The sequence below is a fragment of the Martinezella dioscoreae genome, from assembly GCF_009176305.1.
Taxonomy (GTDB): domain Bacteria; phylum Pseudomonadota; class Alphaproteobacteria; order Rhizobiales; family Rhizobiaceae; genus Rhizobium; species Rhizobium dioscoreae.
In genome coordinates, this window is sequence record NZ_BLAJ01000003.1 from 674,976 (window position 1) to 691,034 (window position 16,059).

Consider the following 16,059-nt stretch of genomic DNA (forward strand, 5'->3'; position numbering starts at 1 on the left):
ATGTGGCGGCTGAAATCAGAAGCCGCGTACGGTAAGGTAGGCGATGCAAGCGGCAGTAACGCCGGTCGCCAACATCAACAGTCTTGCCGCCAAAAGCTTGGCATTGTCACGGGTCTGAGCGATTGCAATGGCGCGAGCGCGACGATGTGTTCTGTTCATGAGTATATTCCCATTTTCGCACTGACACGATAACCGGCAAATGGTGCTTTCGGCAACTGCCAATGTATTCACTGATAATGTAGGAAAGGAAAACGCGAGAAACAGAGGCCGGTTCCATTTTCTCAAGGCGCCGACAAGGCCTTGAAACGGCAGTTCAAGCCGCTTCGCCGGCTACATGCCCGGAGGCCCACGCCCATTGGAAATTATAGCCGCCGAGCCAGCCGGTCACGTCGACGCATTCGCCGATGAAGAACAGGCCGGGATTGGTTTTCGCCTGCATCGTCCGCGAATCGAGGCAAGCCGTGTCGATGCCGCCGAGGGTCACTTCGGCGGTGCGATAGCCTTCCGATCCGGAAGGTTTGACCGGCCAGGACTGGATAGAAGCCGCGAGCTGCTGCAGGCGTTTGTCCGACAGATCGGCCATGTTGCCGGAAATGCCCTCGCTCTCGACAATGTGCTGAGCCAACCGTTTCGGCAGGATTTCCGCAAGCGCCGTCTGCGCAGATTGCCGGCCATTGACCTGCTTGGCCTTCTTCAGCAGTGCGAAAATGTCGATATCGGGCTCGATCGCGACGGTGATGTCCTCGCCTTCCCGCCAATAGGAGGAAATCTGCAGAATGGCGGGGCCGCTGAGGCCGCGATGGGTGAAGAGCAGGGCCTCGCGGAATGCCGTCTTGCCGTGGCGGATCTCGGCGGGGGCAGCAATGCCCGACAACGGAGCCAGACGCTGAAGCAATTGCGGATCGAGCGTCAGCGGCACAAGGCCCGGCCGCGTTTCGACGACAGGCACGCCGAATTGCTCGGCAATGCGATAGGCAAAACCTGTCGCGCCCATCTTCGGGATCGACTTGCCGCCCGTGGCGACGACCAGCGAGGATGCTTCGAAGGCGCCTTCGGATGTGCTGACACGATAGCCGCCCGCCTTCTGCTCGATGCCGCTGATCTCCGTTCGCAGTCGCAGTTGCGCACCGGCCACGCGCATCTCGTCGGTCAGCATGCGGATGATATCCTTGGCGCTATCATCGCAGAAGAGTTGGCCGAGCGTCTTTTCATGCCAGCCGATGCCATGGCGCTCGACCATGGCCAGAAAATCGGCAGGCGTGAAACGCGCCAGCGCCGATTTGGCGAAATGCGGATTGGCGGACAGGAAGTTCTTCGGACCGGCATGGATATTGGTGAAATTGCAGCGGCCGCCGCCGGAAATGCGGATCTTTTCGCCGGGTGCGGCGGCATGATCGAGCACGAGAACGGACCGACCGCGCTGGCCGGCGCGGATGGCGCACATCATGCCGGCAGCGCCTGCGCCAAGGACGATCACATCATATCTGCCGGTCACGCTTCAGCCCTTTATTCTTCGCCGCGCTCTCTCGTCATTTTTCCATCATACGGCGAAAGTCCCAGCGGTTTTCCCCCTCGCCAATTGGCAAACTGCAGTTATGATGCACTCACCGATCAACCCAAATACGGTGTTTTATGCCCGCGAGAAAGACCCCGCTGAAAGCTTCCATACCCGTCTCGAAAGCACCAATAGTACCCCCCAGTCTGAGATCGGCACGCGGCGTGGCAAACTGGAAGGAAGCGGCGCAATGGTTACGGGCACGCGGGATCGAGGACATAGAATGCATCACGCCGGACCTTGCCGGCGTGCCGCGCGGCAAGATGATGCCGACCTCGAAATTCACCTCCAACACGTCGCTGGCACTGCCCTCGGCGATCTATCGACACACGATCTCCGGCGAATATCCGGAAGAGACCGAAAGCTTCCGCTATGAGCCGCGCGACAACGACCTGAAGCTGGTCCCCGACCTGTCGACGCTGTCGGTCGTGCCCTGGGAAACGGATCCTACCGCGCAGGTCATCTGCGATATCGTCAATTCCGAGGGACAGGAAGTCTCCTATACGCCGCGCAACGTGCTGAAGCGCATCATGGGGCTCTATCGTAATCGCGGCTGGAAGCCGGTGGTGGCGCCGGAAATCGAATTCTATCTCGTCGCCAAGAATGACGATCCGGATTATCCGTTGCACCCGCCGAAGGGTCGTTCCGGCCGCTCGATCCTCGGCGGCCAGGGCTATTCGATCGCCGGCATCAACGAGTTCGACGAGCTGATCGACGACATCTATCACTTCTCCGAGAAGCAGGGCCTTGAGATCGATACGCTGATCCATGAAGAAGGGCCGGCGCAGCTGGAAATCAACCTGCGCCATGGCGACCCGATCGAGCTTGCCGACCAGGTGTTCATGTTCAAGCGCACGATCCGCGAGGCGGCGCTGAAGCACGGCATCTACGCGACCTTCATGGCCAAACCGATGCAGAGCCAGCCGGGCTCGGCGATGCACATCCATCAGTCTGTCGTGAACATCGAGACGGGCAAGAACGTCTTCACCAATCCGGATGGCAGTCCCTCGCCCGAATTCTTCCATTTCATCGGCGGCATGCAGCGCTTCGTGCCGAATGCGCTCGCCATGCTGGCGCCCTATGTGAACTCCTATCGCCGGCTGGCGCCGAACATGTCCTGCCCTGTCAACAATGCCTGGGGCTACGACAACCGTACCACGGCTTTCCGCGTGCCAATCTCCGATCCGCAGGCGAGACGTGTGGAAAACCGGCTGCCGAGCTCGGATGCCAATCCCTATCTGGCGCTCGCCGCTTCGCTTGCGTCGGGCCTTCTCGGCATTATGAAGCAGGTGGAGCCGACGGCGCCGACCGAGGATTCTGCCAACGAAGGCTCCATCGACCTGCCGCGCGGTCTCCTCGAAGCCATCGCACTGATGGAAGACGAGCCGGCCTTCGAAGAGGTCTTCGGCCAGGATTTCATCGGTATCTATGCCGGCGTGAAACGCGGCGAGTTCGAGACTTTCATGCAGGTGATCAGCCCGTGGGAGCGGGAATTCCTTCTGCTCAACGTGTGAGGGAGATCGCCCATGACATTGCAGGAAACTTGGCAGAGCCCGATTGCTCCAGGCCTTTCCTTCTACCAGGCGACCGTCGGCCAGCGTCCGATCTATCCGAAGCTCGACGGCTCGCGCCGCGCAGATGTCGCGATCATCGGCGGTGGCTATACCGGCCTTCAGGCCGCCTACAACCTCGCCAAAGGCGGTGTCGACATCACTCTGATCGACGCCAACCGCTTCGGCGACGGCGCCTCCGGCCGTAACGGCGGCCAGCTCGGCACCGGCCAGCGCTGGTGGCCCGAAGAGCTCGAAGAGAAGATTGGCTATGAACGCTCCAAGGCCCTCTTCGATCTGGCCGAAGATTCCAAGCGGCATCTTCTCGATTTCGCGTCCGAGCATGGCATCGACATCGATTTCCTGCCCGGCCAGATGAATGTCACGCATAAGCGCAGCTACAAGCGCGACTATATGGACAGTGCGGAGATCGCGGCGACCCGCTACGGCTATCCGCATATGACCTTCATGGATCAGGCCGAAACCCAGGAGAGGTTGGGTTCGCAATTCTATCTCTATGGCGTCCGGGATATGGGCACGGGTCATATCCACCCGCTGAAGCTGCTAATCGGCCTTGCCCGCGTCGCGGCTGAGGCCGGTGCGTCTCTCTTCGAAATGACCAAGGCGAAGGGTTTTCGGCAGGCCGGCGCCAAGACGATCATCGAAACGGATGGCGGCGAGATCACCGCCGACCGCGTGCTGATCGCCTGCAACGGCTACATTGGCAATCTGGAGCCGGTGACGGCAAGTCACGTCATGCCGATCCGCTCCTTCATCGGCGCGACCGAACCGCTCGACCGCTTTCCGCAGGTTCTTCCCGGCAACGAGGCGGTGGCCGATTCGCGATTCGTCGTGCGCTATTTCCGCAAATCGAGGGATGGACGCCTGCTGTTCGGCGGGCGCGAGGCTTATACATCAGACAATCCGCGCGACATAACGCAGCACATCCGCCGGCAAATCACCGAAATCTATCCAGCTCTCGGCGATATCAGGATCGATTATGCCTGGGGCGGTTCGGTCGGCATCACCATGCCGCGCCAGCCCTTCGTGCGCGAAGTCATGCCGGGCGTGACCTCGATCGGCGGCTATTCCGGCCATGGGGTGATGCTGTCAAATTATTGCGGTAAACTCTATGCGAAAACGGTTCTCGGGAATGCGGACGAGCTTCATCTCTTCAAGGAGCTGAACATTCCGCCCTTCCCCGGCGGTGCGCGCATGCGGGCGCCTCTGTTGTTCCTGGCGCTCTCGTGGTTTGCGTTGCGCGACAGGTTTTGAAAACCGGAAGATGATTTCTTCCGCCGGCAATCCGCTCTAAAAAGCGCATCTGAATTTTGCGATGCACACTGGCCTTTTTAAATCGATTAGATTAAAAGGGGCCTCAACCAAGACCGATTGAGAGATAGCTCATGAGCAGCCAGATCATTCCCGTTGAACCATTTGATTATGTCGTTTTCGGCGGCAGCGGCGACCTTGCCGAACGCAAGCTCCTGCCCGCTCTTTACCATCGTCAGGTCGAAGGTCAGTTTTCCGAGCCAACCCGCATCATCGGCGCTTCGCGCAGCGCGCTTTCCAATGAGGAATATCGCAAATTTGCCGACGCCGCCCTCAAGGAACACCTGAAGAAGGGCGAATATGACGACGCCGAGGTCAAGAAGTTCCTCGCTCGTCTGTTCTACGTACCCGTTGACGCCCGCAGCGACGCCGGCTGGGATCAGCTCAAGAAGATCCTGGACGAAGGCAAGGAGCGCGTGCGCGCCTTCTATCTCGCCGTCGCTCCGGGCATCTTCGGCGACATCTCGCAGAAGATCCACGATCACAAGCTGATCACCAAGCAGACCCGTATCGTCGTCGAAAAGCCGATCGGCCGCGACCTTGCATCCGCCCTGCAGCTGAACGACACGATCGGCAAGGTCTTCAAGGAAGAGCAGATTTTCCGCATCGACCACTATCTCGGCAAGGAAACGGTGCAGAACCTGATGGCGCTGCGCTTTGCCAATGCGCTCTACGAGCCGCTATGGAACGCCAATCATATCGACCACGTCCAGATCACCGTCGCTGAATCGGTCGGTCTCGAAGGCCGCGCCGGCTACTACGACACCGCCGGCGCCCTGCGCGACATGGTACAGAACCACATCCTGCAGCTGCTTTGCCTGACCGCGATGGAAATCCCCTCCTCGATGGATTCGGAAGCCGTTCGCGACGAGAAGCTGAAGGTGCTGCGCGCGCTGAAGCCGATCGACGCTTCCAACGTCGAGCAAGCAACGGTTCGCGGTCAGTACCGCGCCGGCGCCTCGGCAGGCGGTCCGGTCAAGGGCTACCTCGACGAACTGGAAGGCGGCGTTTCCAACACCGAAACCTTCGTCGCCATCAAGGCCGAAATCGGCAACTGGCGCTGGGCTGGCGTTCCCTTCTACATCCGCACCGGCAAGCGTCTTGCCGGCCGTATGTCGGAGATCGTCATCACCTTCAAGCACATTCCCCACACCATCTTCGATCAGGCTGCCGGCCGCATCGTCGCCAACCAGCTCATCATCCGCCTGCAGCCGGATGAAGGCGTCAAGCAGTCGCTGATGATCAAGGACCCAGGCCCGGGCGGCATGCGCCTGCGCAACGTCTCACTCGATATGAGCTTCGCGTCTGCCTTCAACGTCCGTAATCCGGATGCCTACGAGCGCCTGCTGATGGACGTCATCCGCTCCAACCAGACGCTGTTCATGCGTCGCGACGAAGTCGAAGCCGCATGGGAATGGGTCGACCCGATCCTCAAGGGTTGGGAAGAAGCCAGCCAGCAGGTGCAGGGCTACACGGCAGGCACCTGGGGTCCGAGCCAGGCTATTGCGCTTATCGAGCGTGACGGCCGCACCTGGCATGACGATATCTAATCTGGGACGATAACGATGACAGCGAATATGCATGCTTTTGCCAATGGTGCCGAACTCGCCGGCAAGCTCGCGGACAAGGTGGCCGAGACCCTCTCGATCGCCGTCGCGACGCGCGGCTCCGCAAGCATCGCGGTCTCCGGTGGCTCGACGCCGAAGGCCTTCTTCCAGGCGCTGTCATCGCGCTCGATCGAATGGGGCAAGGTGACGATCACCCTCGTCGACGAACGCTTCGTGCCGGCGGACAATCCGCGTTCGAACCACCTGCTCGTTCAGGAAAACCTGCTGAAGGACAAGGCGGCAGCCGCCAAGTTCCTTCCGCTCTATCAGGCTGCGGCCTCTGTCGAAGAGGCTGCAGTTATCGCCACGGAAGAAACCAAGGCTATCGGCCATCCCTTCGATGTCGCCATTCTCGGCATGGGCAATGACGGCCACACCGCCTCCTTCTTTCCCGGCGGCAGCAATCTCAAGACCGCACTCGATCCGAACACCCCGCGCGGCATCATCACGATGGAAGCGGAAGGTGCCGGTGAGCCGCGGCTGACATTCACTTTCTCCAGCCTTCAGGATGCCCGATTGCTGGTGCTCCATATCGAGGGAGAAGGAAAGAAAGAGGTTCTCGCCAAAGCCGAAGCGGCGGGCGAGGAAACCGAGATGCCGATCCGCTCCATGCTGCGGCGGGCGGCTTCCCCGGTCGAGATTTATTGGGCTCCCTGACACGGCCGACAGGCCTCGTCATCGAACCCTGAATGACACAGCAACCTATGCTGCGCCATGTGCCCTTGCGGGCGCAGCGACAAAGCATTGACTTTTGGACCCCCCGCGCCACGCCCCCACCGAGATAGATCTTCGGGCATTGCGCAGAACAGACGGAGGCAGATCGACCATGGCCGCTGACGCCCGCATTTCCAAGATCACCGCACGCATCGTCGAGCGCTCGAAGCCGACGCGCGAACGCTATCTGGACCGCCTGCGCAATGCCGCAACGAAGGGCGCGCAGCGCTCCGTGCTTGGCTGCGCCAATCTTGCGCATGGCTTCGCCATCTGTTCCCCCTCCGAGAAGGATGCGCTGGCCGGAGACCGCGTGCCCAATCTCGGGATCATCACCTCCTACAACGATATGCTCTCGGCACATCAGCCCTTTGAGACTTATCCTGCGATCATCCGCGAGGCGGCGGCGCAAGCGGGCGGTATCGCCCAGGTGGCTGGCGGCGTGCCGGCCATGTGCGACGGCGTCACGCAGGGCCAGCCCGGCATGGAGCTCTCGCTCTTCTCGCGGGACCTGATTGCCATGTCGGCTGCCGTCGGCCTGTCGCACAATATGTTCGATGCGGCCGTCTTCCTCGGCGTCTGCGACAAGATCGTTCCCGGCCTCGTCATCGCCGCTCTCTCCTTCGGCCATCTGCCTGCCGTCTTCATCCCGGCCGGCCCGATGACCTCGGGGCTGCCGAACGACGAGAAGTCACGCGTGCGCCAGCTCTATGCCGAAGGTAAGGTCGGCCGCGCCGAACTCCTCGAAGCGGAATCGAAATCTTATCACGGCCCCGGCACCTGCACCTTCTACGGCACGGCCAATTCCAATCAGATGCTGATGGAGATCATGGGCTTCCACATGCCAGGCGCCTCCTTTATCAATCCCGGCACGCCGCTGCGCGAGGCTCTGACGCGCGAGGCGACCAAGCGCGCACTCGCCATCACCGCCATGGGCAATGAATTCACGCCGGCCGGCGAGATGATCGACGAGCGCTCGATCGTCAACGGCGTCGTCGGCCTGCATGCGACCGGCGGCTCGACGAACCACACAATGCACATCGTCGCCATGGCTCGCGCGGCCGGCATCGTGCTCACCTGGCAGGATATTTCCGAGCTTTCCGACATCATCCCGCTGCTTGCCCGCGTCTATCCGAACGGGCTTGCCGACGTGAACCATTTCCATGCTGCCGGCGGTATGGGCTTCCTCATCAAGGAACTTCTGAAGAAGGGGCTGCTGCACGACGACGTGCGCACCGTCTACGGCCACGGCCTCGAGAGCTACTCCATCGACGTCAAGCTCGGTGCTGACGGCAATGTGGTGCGCGAGCCAGCCCCGGACAAAAGCCACGACCCGAAAGTGCTGGCAAGCATCGACACGCCCTTCCAGAGCAATGGCGGCCTGAAGATGCTGCGCGGCAATATCGGCAAGGCGGTCATCAAGATTTCTGCCGTCAAGCCGGAGCGCCACATCATCGAAGCGCCGGCCGTGATCTTCCACGACCAGCTCGAGATGCAGCAGGCCTTCAAGGACGGCAAGCTGAACCGCGATTTCGTCGCCGTCGTCCGCTTCCAGGGACCGAAGGCCAATGGCATGCCCGAGCTGCACAAGCTGACGCCGGCACTCGGCGTGCTGCAGGATCGCGGTTTCCGCGTGGCTCTGTTGACCGACGGCCGCATGTCTGGCGCATCGGGCAAGGTCCCGGCCGCCATTCATGTGACGCCGGAGGCCGTCGACGGCGGCCCGATCGCCCGCATCCGGGAAGGCGACATCATCCGCATCGATGCGATCGCCGGCACGCTGGAAGTCCTCGTCGATGCCGCCGATATGGCGGAGCGGGAGCCCGTGGTCGCCGATCTCTCGGAGAATGAATTCGGCATGGGCCGCGAGCTCTTCGTACCGTTCCGCCACGCCGCGGGGCCGGCGGATCAGGGCGCAAGCGTCCTGTTCCGCCACTGAGATTATCCGCTGGATTTCGGCAGGGCGGCATTGAAGGCTGATCAAGGAGCTTTCGATGCCATATTTCCTGCTTCCGGCGGAGCCTTGTCCGTCCATGCCGGCGGAAGGCCGAGGCGTGCTCCCACAAAGCCCGTTACGCCCGGTGACTTCCCGAACGCCTTGCAGGCCTCATACTTGGGCGCGCGGCCGACGAGGGCCGCCAATTTCGCCTTGGAAGGGAACGAGGGCGCCGCGCCGAACGGCGTCTTGCCCTTGACCAGCATCTTGCTGAAATCGCCGCCGAATTTGGCGGCGAGGCTATAGGCATCCCCTTCCTTGGCGATGGTGCCCGAATCAAAGAATGCGTTCGCGCCACGTCCCCAGATCATGACAGCCTTCTGTACGCCTTGGGGATTGAAAGCCTCCGCCTCGAGCGAGAGGCTGCCCATGCCGATCGGAATACGCGGAACCGGAACCGGTACACCCGGCAGCAATACGCTCTTGCCCACAGACGCAACTTTCGAAACTCCGACGGCGGTGGCATTCGTTGCCCTGACCTGTGTCACGACGGCGCGGACGGTCAAATCCGCTGGCTCGGACAGACCGACGACGGCAAAGCGTTCGCTCAATCCGGAACAAAGCGCCCTGTCGACGGCATTGGTGACGAGATCGCGCTGTTTGGGTGTAAAGGCGGCGTTTTCGGCGCGCATGGAAAAAGCCGTGGGAATGATCTTCACGGTTTTGGCCGCAAAAACATCGTCCTTGCTCACCCTCAGAAGCGAGTGTGCGACCAACCCGTCCGATCGGGCCAGGCCATCATAAGATCGCAGGGATCCCGCCCGATCCAGCGGCGCGGCGGCACAGCCCCCTAGCACGCTCAACAGCAGAGCCATCGAGCAAATATCGCGCCTCCGACGGCTTTCGGCGGCATATGGACCACAGGTCTTACTTCCATCGTGATTTGAGATTGCATTGGCTGCCATGGATGTTTGTGCTCCTGCACCGGGTTATGAACATCAGCATCAACATTAAATATCGCACTGAGTGTAATATTAATATCGGCCGATTTGCGGCAATCGGGGAGCGAAGCGGAGAATTTATTTCACCAGAGATTGAGACCACAGAGAAGGAGCCACGGGGCATGCGCCAGATTTGAGCGGCGTTGCGACTCATGCCAAAATGATCCAATGCACGATGCACCATCCAAGCCGGAAGGCCTGCGCCAACAGAAGCGCCGCGTGACCTTTCAACGCATAGCGGACGTCGGAATGAAATCCTTTCTTGAGAAAGGTTATCAGGAAACGACAATCGAGGAGATTGCGGCAGCAGCCGGGATTTCCCGCCGGACTTTCTTTTATTACTTCAAGAGCAAGGACGATATTCTTCTGGCGCATCAACGCCGATATATGGATGCGCTGCGGACTGGCATCATGGAGAGTGCCTCAGCCGGGCGCCCCCTAGAGGTCGTCCATCAAGCCACCCTGGGACTTGTGGTCCGTATCGAGGCGGAAGCGCCTCGGCTTCTGGAGACTGCCAAGCTTTTACGTCAAAGCGAGATCTTGCGCGCCCGCGCACGAGGCAACTCTTTGGAGCTCGAGCAAATCGCCTACCAAGCCCTGTGCGAATTGTTTCCGACGAAGGACCCAGACGGTCTACGGCTGGTTTCGATGATCGCAGTCAGTCCGCTGCGCCTGTCGGTCGACAAATGGTTGCGGGAAAATGGCAGACTGCCGCTGATCAAATATCTTGAGGATGCGCTCGAAAAATGGCGGACGGAAATCTGAACCGTCTGCCGTACGGATCGCTATGCCCGTTTCTTGTGGCCGTCGATCAGGCGCGGATATCGAGCACGCGGTTCTTATGGGCCGGATGCGTGCTGTAGACGAAGATCTTGTTCATTTCCTTCTCGGTGAGAAGACGCAGGAAACGAACTTCGACGGTGTTGTTGGAGAAGACCTTCATCAACACGCAGCCGATCTTGGTAATGCGCGCGTCGGGGATATCCAGATAGAATTGCTTCGGCAGATTATACTGGGTGAGGATCGCGAGAACCGCACTGCTCTGCGAGATACGAATAATATCGCAGCGGCGGGACGCAAGGTTCATCACACCCTTTTCGGTGTATTCGAGGCGCGCCGCATTCATCGTATCTTCCATGCGGAACCGCACCTCGCGGTCATACATGAAGGATTCTTCTTTGTTGAGGAAATGCTGACCCGAATTAGCTCTGCCGAACGCGGCCATCTTAGTAGACCCCTGAAGTATATTATGGAGGGAGACTATCAGTCGGTCTTTAACAGAAGGTTTGAACGCGCCGGCCCAAGATGAATTTTGTTATTCACCTTTGTTTGAGCCGGCGACGCTCCCGTAAGCCACTACTTGCGATAGGAATGGCCGCTGGCATCGAACAGATGCAGCTTCTGCCGGTCGGCCGTAAAGCGCATCTTCTGCCCGCGATGAATATCGGCAATGCCGGGAATCTTGACGATAATCGGCTCTCCATCGACCAGACCTTCGAGATAGAGCTGGGTCACTTCGCCGAGCGCCTCGACAATGGAAACCTCGCCTTCGAAGAGATAGTCGTCACCGGTCGCGACACGCAGGTCTTCCGGACGCACCCCGAAGCTCGCCGTCTTGCCCTTCTCGTCGGCCGTCGTCGGAACATCCAGCGTCACGGCCTTGCCGCCCGTCAGCGTCACGGTGGTCGTCGAGCCGGTTTCGGTTACCGTCGCCGGGATGATGTTCATGGCGGGCGAGCCGATGAACTTGGCGACGAACAGATTGGCCGGGCGCTCGTAAAGCTCGAGCGGTGCACCGACCTGTTCGACGCGGCCGGCTGACAGCACCACGATGCGATCGGCCAGCGTCATGGCCTCCACCTGGTCGTGGGTGACGTAAATCATCGTCGTCTCTGGCATCGACTGGCTGAGCTTGGCGATCTCGATGCGGGTCGCGACACGGAGCGCGGCGTCGAGGTTCGACAGCGGCTCGTCGAACAGGAAGACCTTCGGATTGCGGCAGATGGCGCGGCCGATGGCGACGCGCTGGCGCTGACCACCCGAAAGTGCCTTCGGCAGACGCTCCAGATATTGCGTGAGTTGCAGGCTCGCTGCCGCCGCCCTCACGCGACGGTCGATCTCCTGCTTGCTTTCGCCGGCGATGCGCATGCCGAAGGCCATGTTGTCGTAGACCGTCATATGCGGGTAGAGCGCGTAGGACTGGAAGACCATGGCAATGCCGCGCCGCGACGGCGGCACCTCATTCACCTTCTGCCCGGCGATCATCATATCCCCGGCCGTGATGCTCTCCAGGCCGGCGATCATCCTGAGCAAGGTGGACTTGCCGCAGCCGGAGGGGCCGACGAAGACGATGAATTCGCCTTCGTTGATCTCCAGATCGATGCCGTGCAGCACATGCACGCTGCCGTAGGATTTCTTGATATCCTTCAGAACAAGTCCCGTCATTATGCTTCCTCCTCCCAAAGGTCAGGCAAGACGCGCGAAGTAGGCGCCCCAGGCCGGAATATCGATCTTGTTGCCGTAGTTGTTGCTGGTAAATCCGTGTCCCGTCAACGCCTGCCAATTGCCATCAGGCAGGGCTGCCAGCGTTTCGACAGGGCTCATGTTGAAGACGCAGAGAATGGTCTCACCGGCATAAGTGCGGGTGTAGATCAGCACGTCGCCCTGCGGCTCCGAAAAGGCAATCTCGCCCTTGGCGAAGGCCGGATGCTGCTTCCGGAAGGCGAGGAAGCGACGGTACTGCTCCAGCACCGAATTTTCATCGCCCTGCTGGACGCTGACGGCGCGCAGAATATGCTCGACCGGCACCGGCAGCCAAGGTTTGACGGTGGAAAAGCCTCCCTGCGCCACCTGGCTGTCCCAGACCATCGGCGTACGGCAACCATCTCGCCCCTTGAATTCCGGCCAGAACTGGATGCCATAGGGGTCCTGCAGGTCCTGATAGGCGAGATCGGCTTCCGTCAGCGCCAGTTCCTCACCCTGATAGAGGCAGACGGAGCCGCGCAGGGTCAGCAGCAGCGCCGCATAGAGCTTGGCGAAAGCATCGCGGTCCGCCACCAGATTGCCCCAGCGGCTGACATGGCGCACGACGTCGTGGTTGGAGAAGGCCCAGCACGCCCAGCCTTCTGGAGCAGCCGTGTCGAAGTCGTTCATCACCTCTTCGACGCGATCCGGCGACAGTGCATCCGGCGCCAGGAATTCGAAGGCGTAGCACATATGCATCTTGTCGCCGCCGGAGGTGTATTCGCCGACGATTTCGAGGCCACGCTGGCTGTCGCCCACTTCGCCGACGGCGGCAATCGCCGGATATTCGTCGAGGACGGCACGGAAGCGCTTCAGGAATTCCAGGTTCTCGGGACGATTCTTGTCGTAGAGATGCTCCTGGAAGTTATAGGGATTGACCGCCGGCGCGGTGGAGGCGTTGCGGCGCGAGGGCTCCAGCGCCGGGTTGTCGCGCAATTCCTTGTCGTGGAAGTAAAAATTGATGGTGTCAAGGCGGAAGCCATCGACGCCGCGATCGAGCCAGAAACGTACGACGTCAAGCAAGCGATCCTGCACCTCGGGATTATGCAGGTTCATATCCGGCTGCGAGGTCAGGAAGTTGTGCAGGTAATATTGCATGCGGGTCGGATCCCACGCCCAGGCCGAGCCGCCGAAGATCGACAGCCAGTTGTTGGGCGGCGTGCCGTCCGGCTTGGCATCGGCCCAGACGTACCAGTCGGCCTTGGGGTTATTCTTGCTCGAACGGCTCTCGACGAACCAGGGATGGCGATCCGAGCTGTGCGACAGCACCAGATCGATCATCACCTTGATGCCGAGACGATGAGCTTCCGTCACCATCGCATCGAAATCGGCGAGCGAACCGAAGATCGGATCGACGTCCTCGTAATTGGAGACGTCATAGCCGAAATCGCGCATCGGCGACGTGAAGAACGGCGAAATCCAGATCGCATCGACGCCAAGCGATGCGACATGCGGCAGGCGGACGGCGATGCCCTTGAGATCGCCGATGCCGTCGCCGTTGGAGTCCTGATAGGAACGCGGATAGATCTGATAGATCACGGCGCCGCGCCACCAGTCCTTGTCAACTTCCGAAGCCGATTGAAGAGCAATGCTCATGCTGAATGGGTCCTGTAGTAAGTACGTGTTTTTGAATCAGCCCCCCTTCACCGACCCGGCAAGCAGACCGCGCACGAGATAGCGCTGCAGACCAAAGAAGACGAGGAGTGGGATAAGGATGGTGACGAAGGCCGAGGCCGTCAGGATTTCCCAGTTGCCGCCGCGCGAGCCGAGCAGCGCGTTGAGGGCGGCCGTGAGCACGAGGTGATCCTTGTCGGTGCCGAGGAAGACCATCGCGATCAGAAGGTCGTTCCACACCCAGAGAAACTGGAAGATCGCGAAGGAGGCCAGTGCCGGGAATGACAGCGGCAAGATAATCTTGACAAAAATGTCGAAATCGCTGGCGCCATCGACGCGGGCGGATTCGATGATTTCCTTCGGCAGGCCGGCAATGTAATTGCGCAGGAGATAGATGGCGAGCGGCAGACCGAAGGCCGTGTGCGCCAGCCAGATGCCTGGATAGGTCTTCGACGGCACGCCGAACATCTGGCCGATCTCGTTATAGATGCGCAGGAGCGGAATCAGCGACATCTGCAGCGGCACGACGATCAGGCCGACGACGAGCGCAATCAGAATCGCGCGACCTGGAAACTCCATCCAGGCAAGCGCATAGGCCGCAAAGGCAGCGATCAGGATCGGAATGACCGTCGCGGGAATCGTTACCGTCAGCGAGTTGATGAAGGACTGGCCGATACCCTCGCCGCCCAGCACGTTGCGATAGTTGTCGAGCGTGAATTGCGGCGGCGTGGCGACCGTCAAATAGACGCGCTTCGCCCGCGCATCAGCTTCGAACGGGCCATTCTTCTGATAGCGATAGCTTCCGTCGGAGTTGATCGTCAGCGTCTCACCATTTTCCAGCGCGGCGGGAGCGCCAGCCTTGTAGGCTGCCGGCTCCTGTACGCGCAGGCCGAAAGACTGGATCTTGCCGCCGCCTTCGACGGCGAGCGTGCCTGATATCACGAAATTTGCGCCGTCCGGCTTTGCCTTATCCGGACCGTCGAGGCGGGCTGCCGTGGTGCGCGACGAGCCGGCAAAGGCCGTCCACCAGCCGGAAGCGACGATCTGATCCTTGTCGCGCAGTGCCGTGACGAAGATGCCGAGCGTCGGCAACAGCCAGATAAGGACGATGAGCAATACCGCGGCGTGAACGAAGATGCGGGCGGGGCCGATGCGACCGAGATTTCCAATCATGTCAGCGCCCCTTCGTTTCTGCGTTTGCACGGCGAATGTTCCAGATCATGATCGGCGTGACCGCGATCATGATGACCAACGCGATGACGGCGCTTCGACCACTGTCGCCGCCGCCGCGGAACATCCAGTTGAACATCAGGTTGGCGAGCACCATCGTGTTCCATTGACCGTTGGTCATGGTGAGCACGATGTCGAACACCTTGAGGACAAGGATGGTGATCGTGGTCCAAACCGTGGCAATCGTGCCCCAGACCTGTGGCACCATGATCTTCCAGAAGATCTGCCAGCCATTGGCGCCATCGATGACGGCCGCTTCGATCGTCTCCTCCGGAATGCCGCGCAGGGCCGCCGAAAGGATGACCATGGCAAAACCGGTCTGGATCCAGATCAGCATGACCATCAGGAAGAAGTTGTTCCAGAACGGAATGGTGATCCAGACCTCCGGCGTGCCGCCGAACAACTGGACGATGGCATTCAGTAGGCCGATCTGCGCGTCGGTGCCGCCACGATATTCATAGATGAATTTCCAGATGACCGAGGCGCCGACGAAGGAAATCGCCATCGGCATGAAGATGACGGCCTTGGCGATGTTGCCCCACCAGATGCGGTCGGTCATGACGGCGATGACGAGGCCGAAGAAGGTGCAGGCGGCCGGAACCACGGCCAACCAGAGAATGTTGTTGAAGATCGACTGGCGGAATTCGGTGTCGTTGAGCGCCCAGAGATAGTTGGCGCCGCCGACGAATTTGCTGCCGTCCGGCCCGTAGAAGGACAGGATGAAGGTCGCGACGACCGGATAGACGAGATAGACGATGAGTAGGAGCAGTGCCGGCCCCAAAAACAGCCAGGGGCGGATGAGGCCACGGCGGCGAAGATTGACAGCCGCCTGATGGACGTCGTCACCCTCCCGCGCCGGGAAAATCACGTCCAGAAACTTGTTGGAGAACCAAAAATAAGCGGCGCAAATGGCAACGCCGAATATCATGGCGCCAATCGCCGATACGATCTGCGAAAACATCCCTTCCCTCCCCGAATTCTTTGCTTTTGTCCATCAGTC

The 16,059-nt window shown here is 60.4% G+C and carries 14 protein-coding genes; 6 read left to right on the forward strand and 8 right to left on the reverse strand.

Annotation, left to right across the window (positions count from 1 at the left end; genetic code table 11):
* Positions 1 to 15: 15 nt before the first annotated feature.
* Together GDN47_RS32025 and GDN47_RS15135 are read right to left on the reverse strand one after the other, a co-directional pair.
* Positions 16 to 159, reverse strand: coding sequence for a hypothetical protein (locus tag GDN47_RS32025; RefSeq protein WP_173002499.1), 144 nt, complete (start codon positions 157 to 159; stop codon positions 16 to 18).
* A gap of 154 nt (positions 160 to 313) precedes the next feature.
* A complete protein-coding gene (locus GDN47_RS15135; protein ID WP_152093696.1) occupies positions 314 to 1,495 on the reverse strand; it encodes a BaiN/RdsA family NAD(P)/FAD-dependent oxidoreductase in 1,182 nt (393 codons plus the stop codon).
* A 137-nt stretch (positions 1,496 to 1,632) separates the two neighbouring features.
* On the opposite strand from GDN47_RS15135, the gene GDN47_RS15140 reads away from it, so the two are divergent.
* From GDN47_RS15140 to edd, 5 genes are all read left to right on the forward strand, one after another.
* Positions 1,633 to 3,069, forward strand: a complete 1,437-nt coding sequence (locus tag GDN47_RS15140; RefSeq protein ID WP_152093697.1) for a glutamine synthetase family protein — start codon at positions 1,633 to 1,635, stop codon at positions 3,067 to 3,069.
* A gap of 12 nt (positions 3,070 to 3,081) precedes the next feature.
* On the forward strand, positions 3,082 to 4,380 hold the full coding sequence (locus GDN47_RS15145) for an NAD(P)/FAD-dependent oxidoreductase (RefSeq protein ID WP_152093698.1): 1,299 nt from the start codon (positions 3,082 to 3,084) through the stop codon (positions 4,378 to 4,380).
* Between the two features lie 131 nt (positions 4,381 to 4,511).
* Complete coding sequence (gene zwf, locus GDN47_RS15150) at positions 4,512 to 5,987, forward strand: glucose-6-phosphate dehydrogenase (RefSeq protein ID WP_095433980.1); 1,476 nt, start codon at positions 4,512 to 4,514, stop codon at positions 5,985 to 5,987.
* Positions 5,988 to 6,002: 15 nt separating this feature from the next.
* Positions 6,003 to 6,701: a 6-phosphogluconolactonase gene (pgl, locus tag GDN47_RS15155; protein ID WP_152093699.1), complete on the forward strand. Its 699-nt coding sequence runs from the start codon at positions 6,003 to 6,005 to the stop codon at positions 6,699 to 6,701.
* Between the two features lie 169 nt (positions 6,702 to 6,870).
* Positions 6,871 to 8,694, forward strand: a complete 1,824-nt coding sequence (edd, locus tag GDN47_RS15160) for a phosphogluconate dehydratase (RefSeq protein ID WP_152093700.1) — start codon at positions 6,871 to 6,873, stop codon at positions 8,692 to 8,694.
* Positions 8,695 to 8,735: 41 nt separating this feature from the next.
* On the opposite strand, the gene GDN47_RS15165 is transcribed toward edd, so the two are convergent.
* Positions 8,736 to 9,566 (reverse strand): DUF3313 domain-containing protein, encoded by an 831-nt coding sequence (locus GDN47_RS15165; RefSeq protein ID WP_233789936.1) that lies wholly within the window; start codon positions 9,564 to 9,566, stop codon positions 8,736 to 8,738.
* Positions 9,567 to 9,860: 294 nt separating this feature from the next.
* On the opposite strand from GDN47_RS15165, the gene GDN47_RS15170 reads away from it, so the two are divergent.
* Positions 9,861 to 10,457 (forward strand): TetR/AcrR family transcriptional regulator, encoded by a 597-nt coding sequence (locus GDN47_RS15170; RefSeq protein ID WP_145322779.1) that lies wholly within the window; start codon positions 9,861 to 9,863, stop codon positions 10,455 to 10,457.
* A 46-nt stretch (positions 10,458 to 10,503) separates the two neighbouring features.
* On the opposite strand, the gene GDN47_RS15175 is transcribed toward GDN47_RS15170, so the two are convergent.
* The 5 genes from GDN47_RS15175 to GDN47_RS15195 all read right to left on the reverse strand — a co-directional run bounded on the left by GDN47_RS15175 (position 10,504) and on the right by GDN47_RS15195 (position 16,020).
* Positions 10,504 to 10,857 carry a hypothetical protein gene (locus tag GDN47_RS15175; protein ID WP_113330160.1) on the reverse strand — a complete coding sequence of 118 codons (354 nt, stop codon included), beginning with the start codon at positions 10,855 to 10,857 and terminating at the stop codon, positions 10,504 to 10,506.
* Positions 10,858 to 11,048: 191 nt separating this feature from the next.
* Positions 11,049 to 12,137 carry an ABC transporter ATP-binding protein gene (locus GDN47_RS15180; RefSeq protein WP_113330078.1) on the reverse strand — a complete coding sequence of 363 codons (1,089 nt, stop codon included), beginning with the start codon at positions 12,135 to 12,137 and terminating at the stop codon, positions 11,049 to 11,051.
* Between the two features lie 21 nt (positions 12,138 to 12,158).
* Complete coding sequence (gene bglA / locus GDN47_RS15185; protein ID WP_113353777.1) at positions 12,159 to 13,811, reverse strand: beta-galactosidase BglA; 1,653 nt, start codon at positions 13,809 to 13,811, stop codon at positions 12,159 to 12,161.
* A gap of 36 nt (positions 13,812 to 13,847) precedes the next feature.
* A complete protein-coding gene (locus GDN47_RS15190) occupies positions 13,848 to 15,002 on the reverse strand; it encodes a carbohydrate ABC transporter permease (RefSeq protein WP_113330076.1) in 1,155 nt (384 codons plus the stop codon).
* Between the two features lies 1 nt (position 15,003).
* On the reverse strand, positions 15,004 to 16,020 hold the full coding sequence (locus tag GDN47_RS15195; protein WP_113353776.1) for a carbohydrate ABC transporter permease: 1,017 nt from the start codon (positions 16,018 to 16,020) through the stop codon (positions 15,004 to 15,006).
* Between the last annotated feature and the right edge of the window lie 39 nt (positions 16,021 to 16,059).

Excerpts from the sequence above, each read along its gene's own strand:
- GDN47_RS15145 (WP_152093698.1), top strand. The coding sequence starts at position 3,082 with ATGACATTGCAGGAAACTTGGCAGAGCCCGATTGCTCCAGGCCTTTCC.
- bglA (WP_113353777.1), bottom strand. The coding sequence starts at position 13,811 with ATGAGCATTGCTCTTCAATCGGCTTCGGAAGTTGACAAGGACTGGTGG.
- GDN47_RS15175 (WP_113330160.1), bottom strand. The coding sequence starts at position 10,857 with ATGTATGACCGCGAGGTGCGGTTCCGCATGGAAGATACGATGAATGCG.
- GDN47_RS15140 (WP_152093697.1), top strand. The coding sequence starts at position 1,633 with ATGCCCGCGAGAAAGACCCCGCTGAAAGCTTCCATACCCGTCTCGAAA.
- GDN47_RS15165 (WP_233789936.1), bottom strand. The coding sequence starts at position 9,566 with ATGGCTCTGCTGTTGAGCGTGCTAGGGGGCTGTGCCGCCGCGCCGCTG.
- GDN47_RS15195 (WP_113353776.1), bottom strand. The coding sequence starts at position 16,020 with ATGTTTTCGCAGATCGTATCGGCGATTGGCGCCATGATATTCGGCGTT.
- GDN47_RS15180 (WP_113330078.1), bottom strand. The coding sequence starts at position 12,137 with ATGACGGGACTTGTTCTGAAGGATATCAAGAAATCCTACGGCAGCGTG.
- GDN47_RS32025 (WP_173002499.1), bottom strand. The coding sequence starts at position 159 with ATGAACAGAACACATCGTCGCGCTCGCGCCATTGCAATCGCTCAGACC.
- pgl (WP_152093699.1), top strand. The coding sequence starts at position 6,003 with ATGACAGCGAATATGCATGCTTTTGCCAATGGTGCCGAACTCGCCGGC.
- GDN47_RS15190 (WP_113330076.1), bottom strand. The coding sequence starts at position 15,002 with ATGATTGGAAATCTCGGTCGCATCGGCCCCGCCCGCATCTTCGTTCAC.
- zwf (WP_095433980.1), top strand. The coding sequence starts at position 4,512 with ATGAGCAGCCAGATCATTCCCGTTGAACCATTTGATTATGTCGTTTTC.
- GDN47_RS15170 (WP_145322779.1), top strand. The coding sequence starts at position 9,861 with ATGCACGATGCACCATCCAAGCCGGAAGGCCTGCGCCAACAGAAGCGC.
- edd (WP_152093700.1), top strand. The coding sequence starts at position 6,871 with ATGGCCGCTGACGCCCGCATTTCCAAGATCACCGCACGCATCGTCGAG.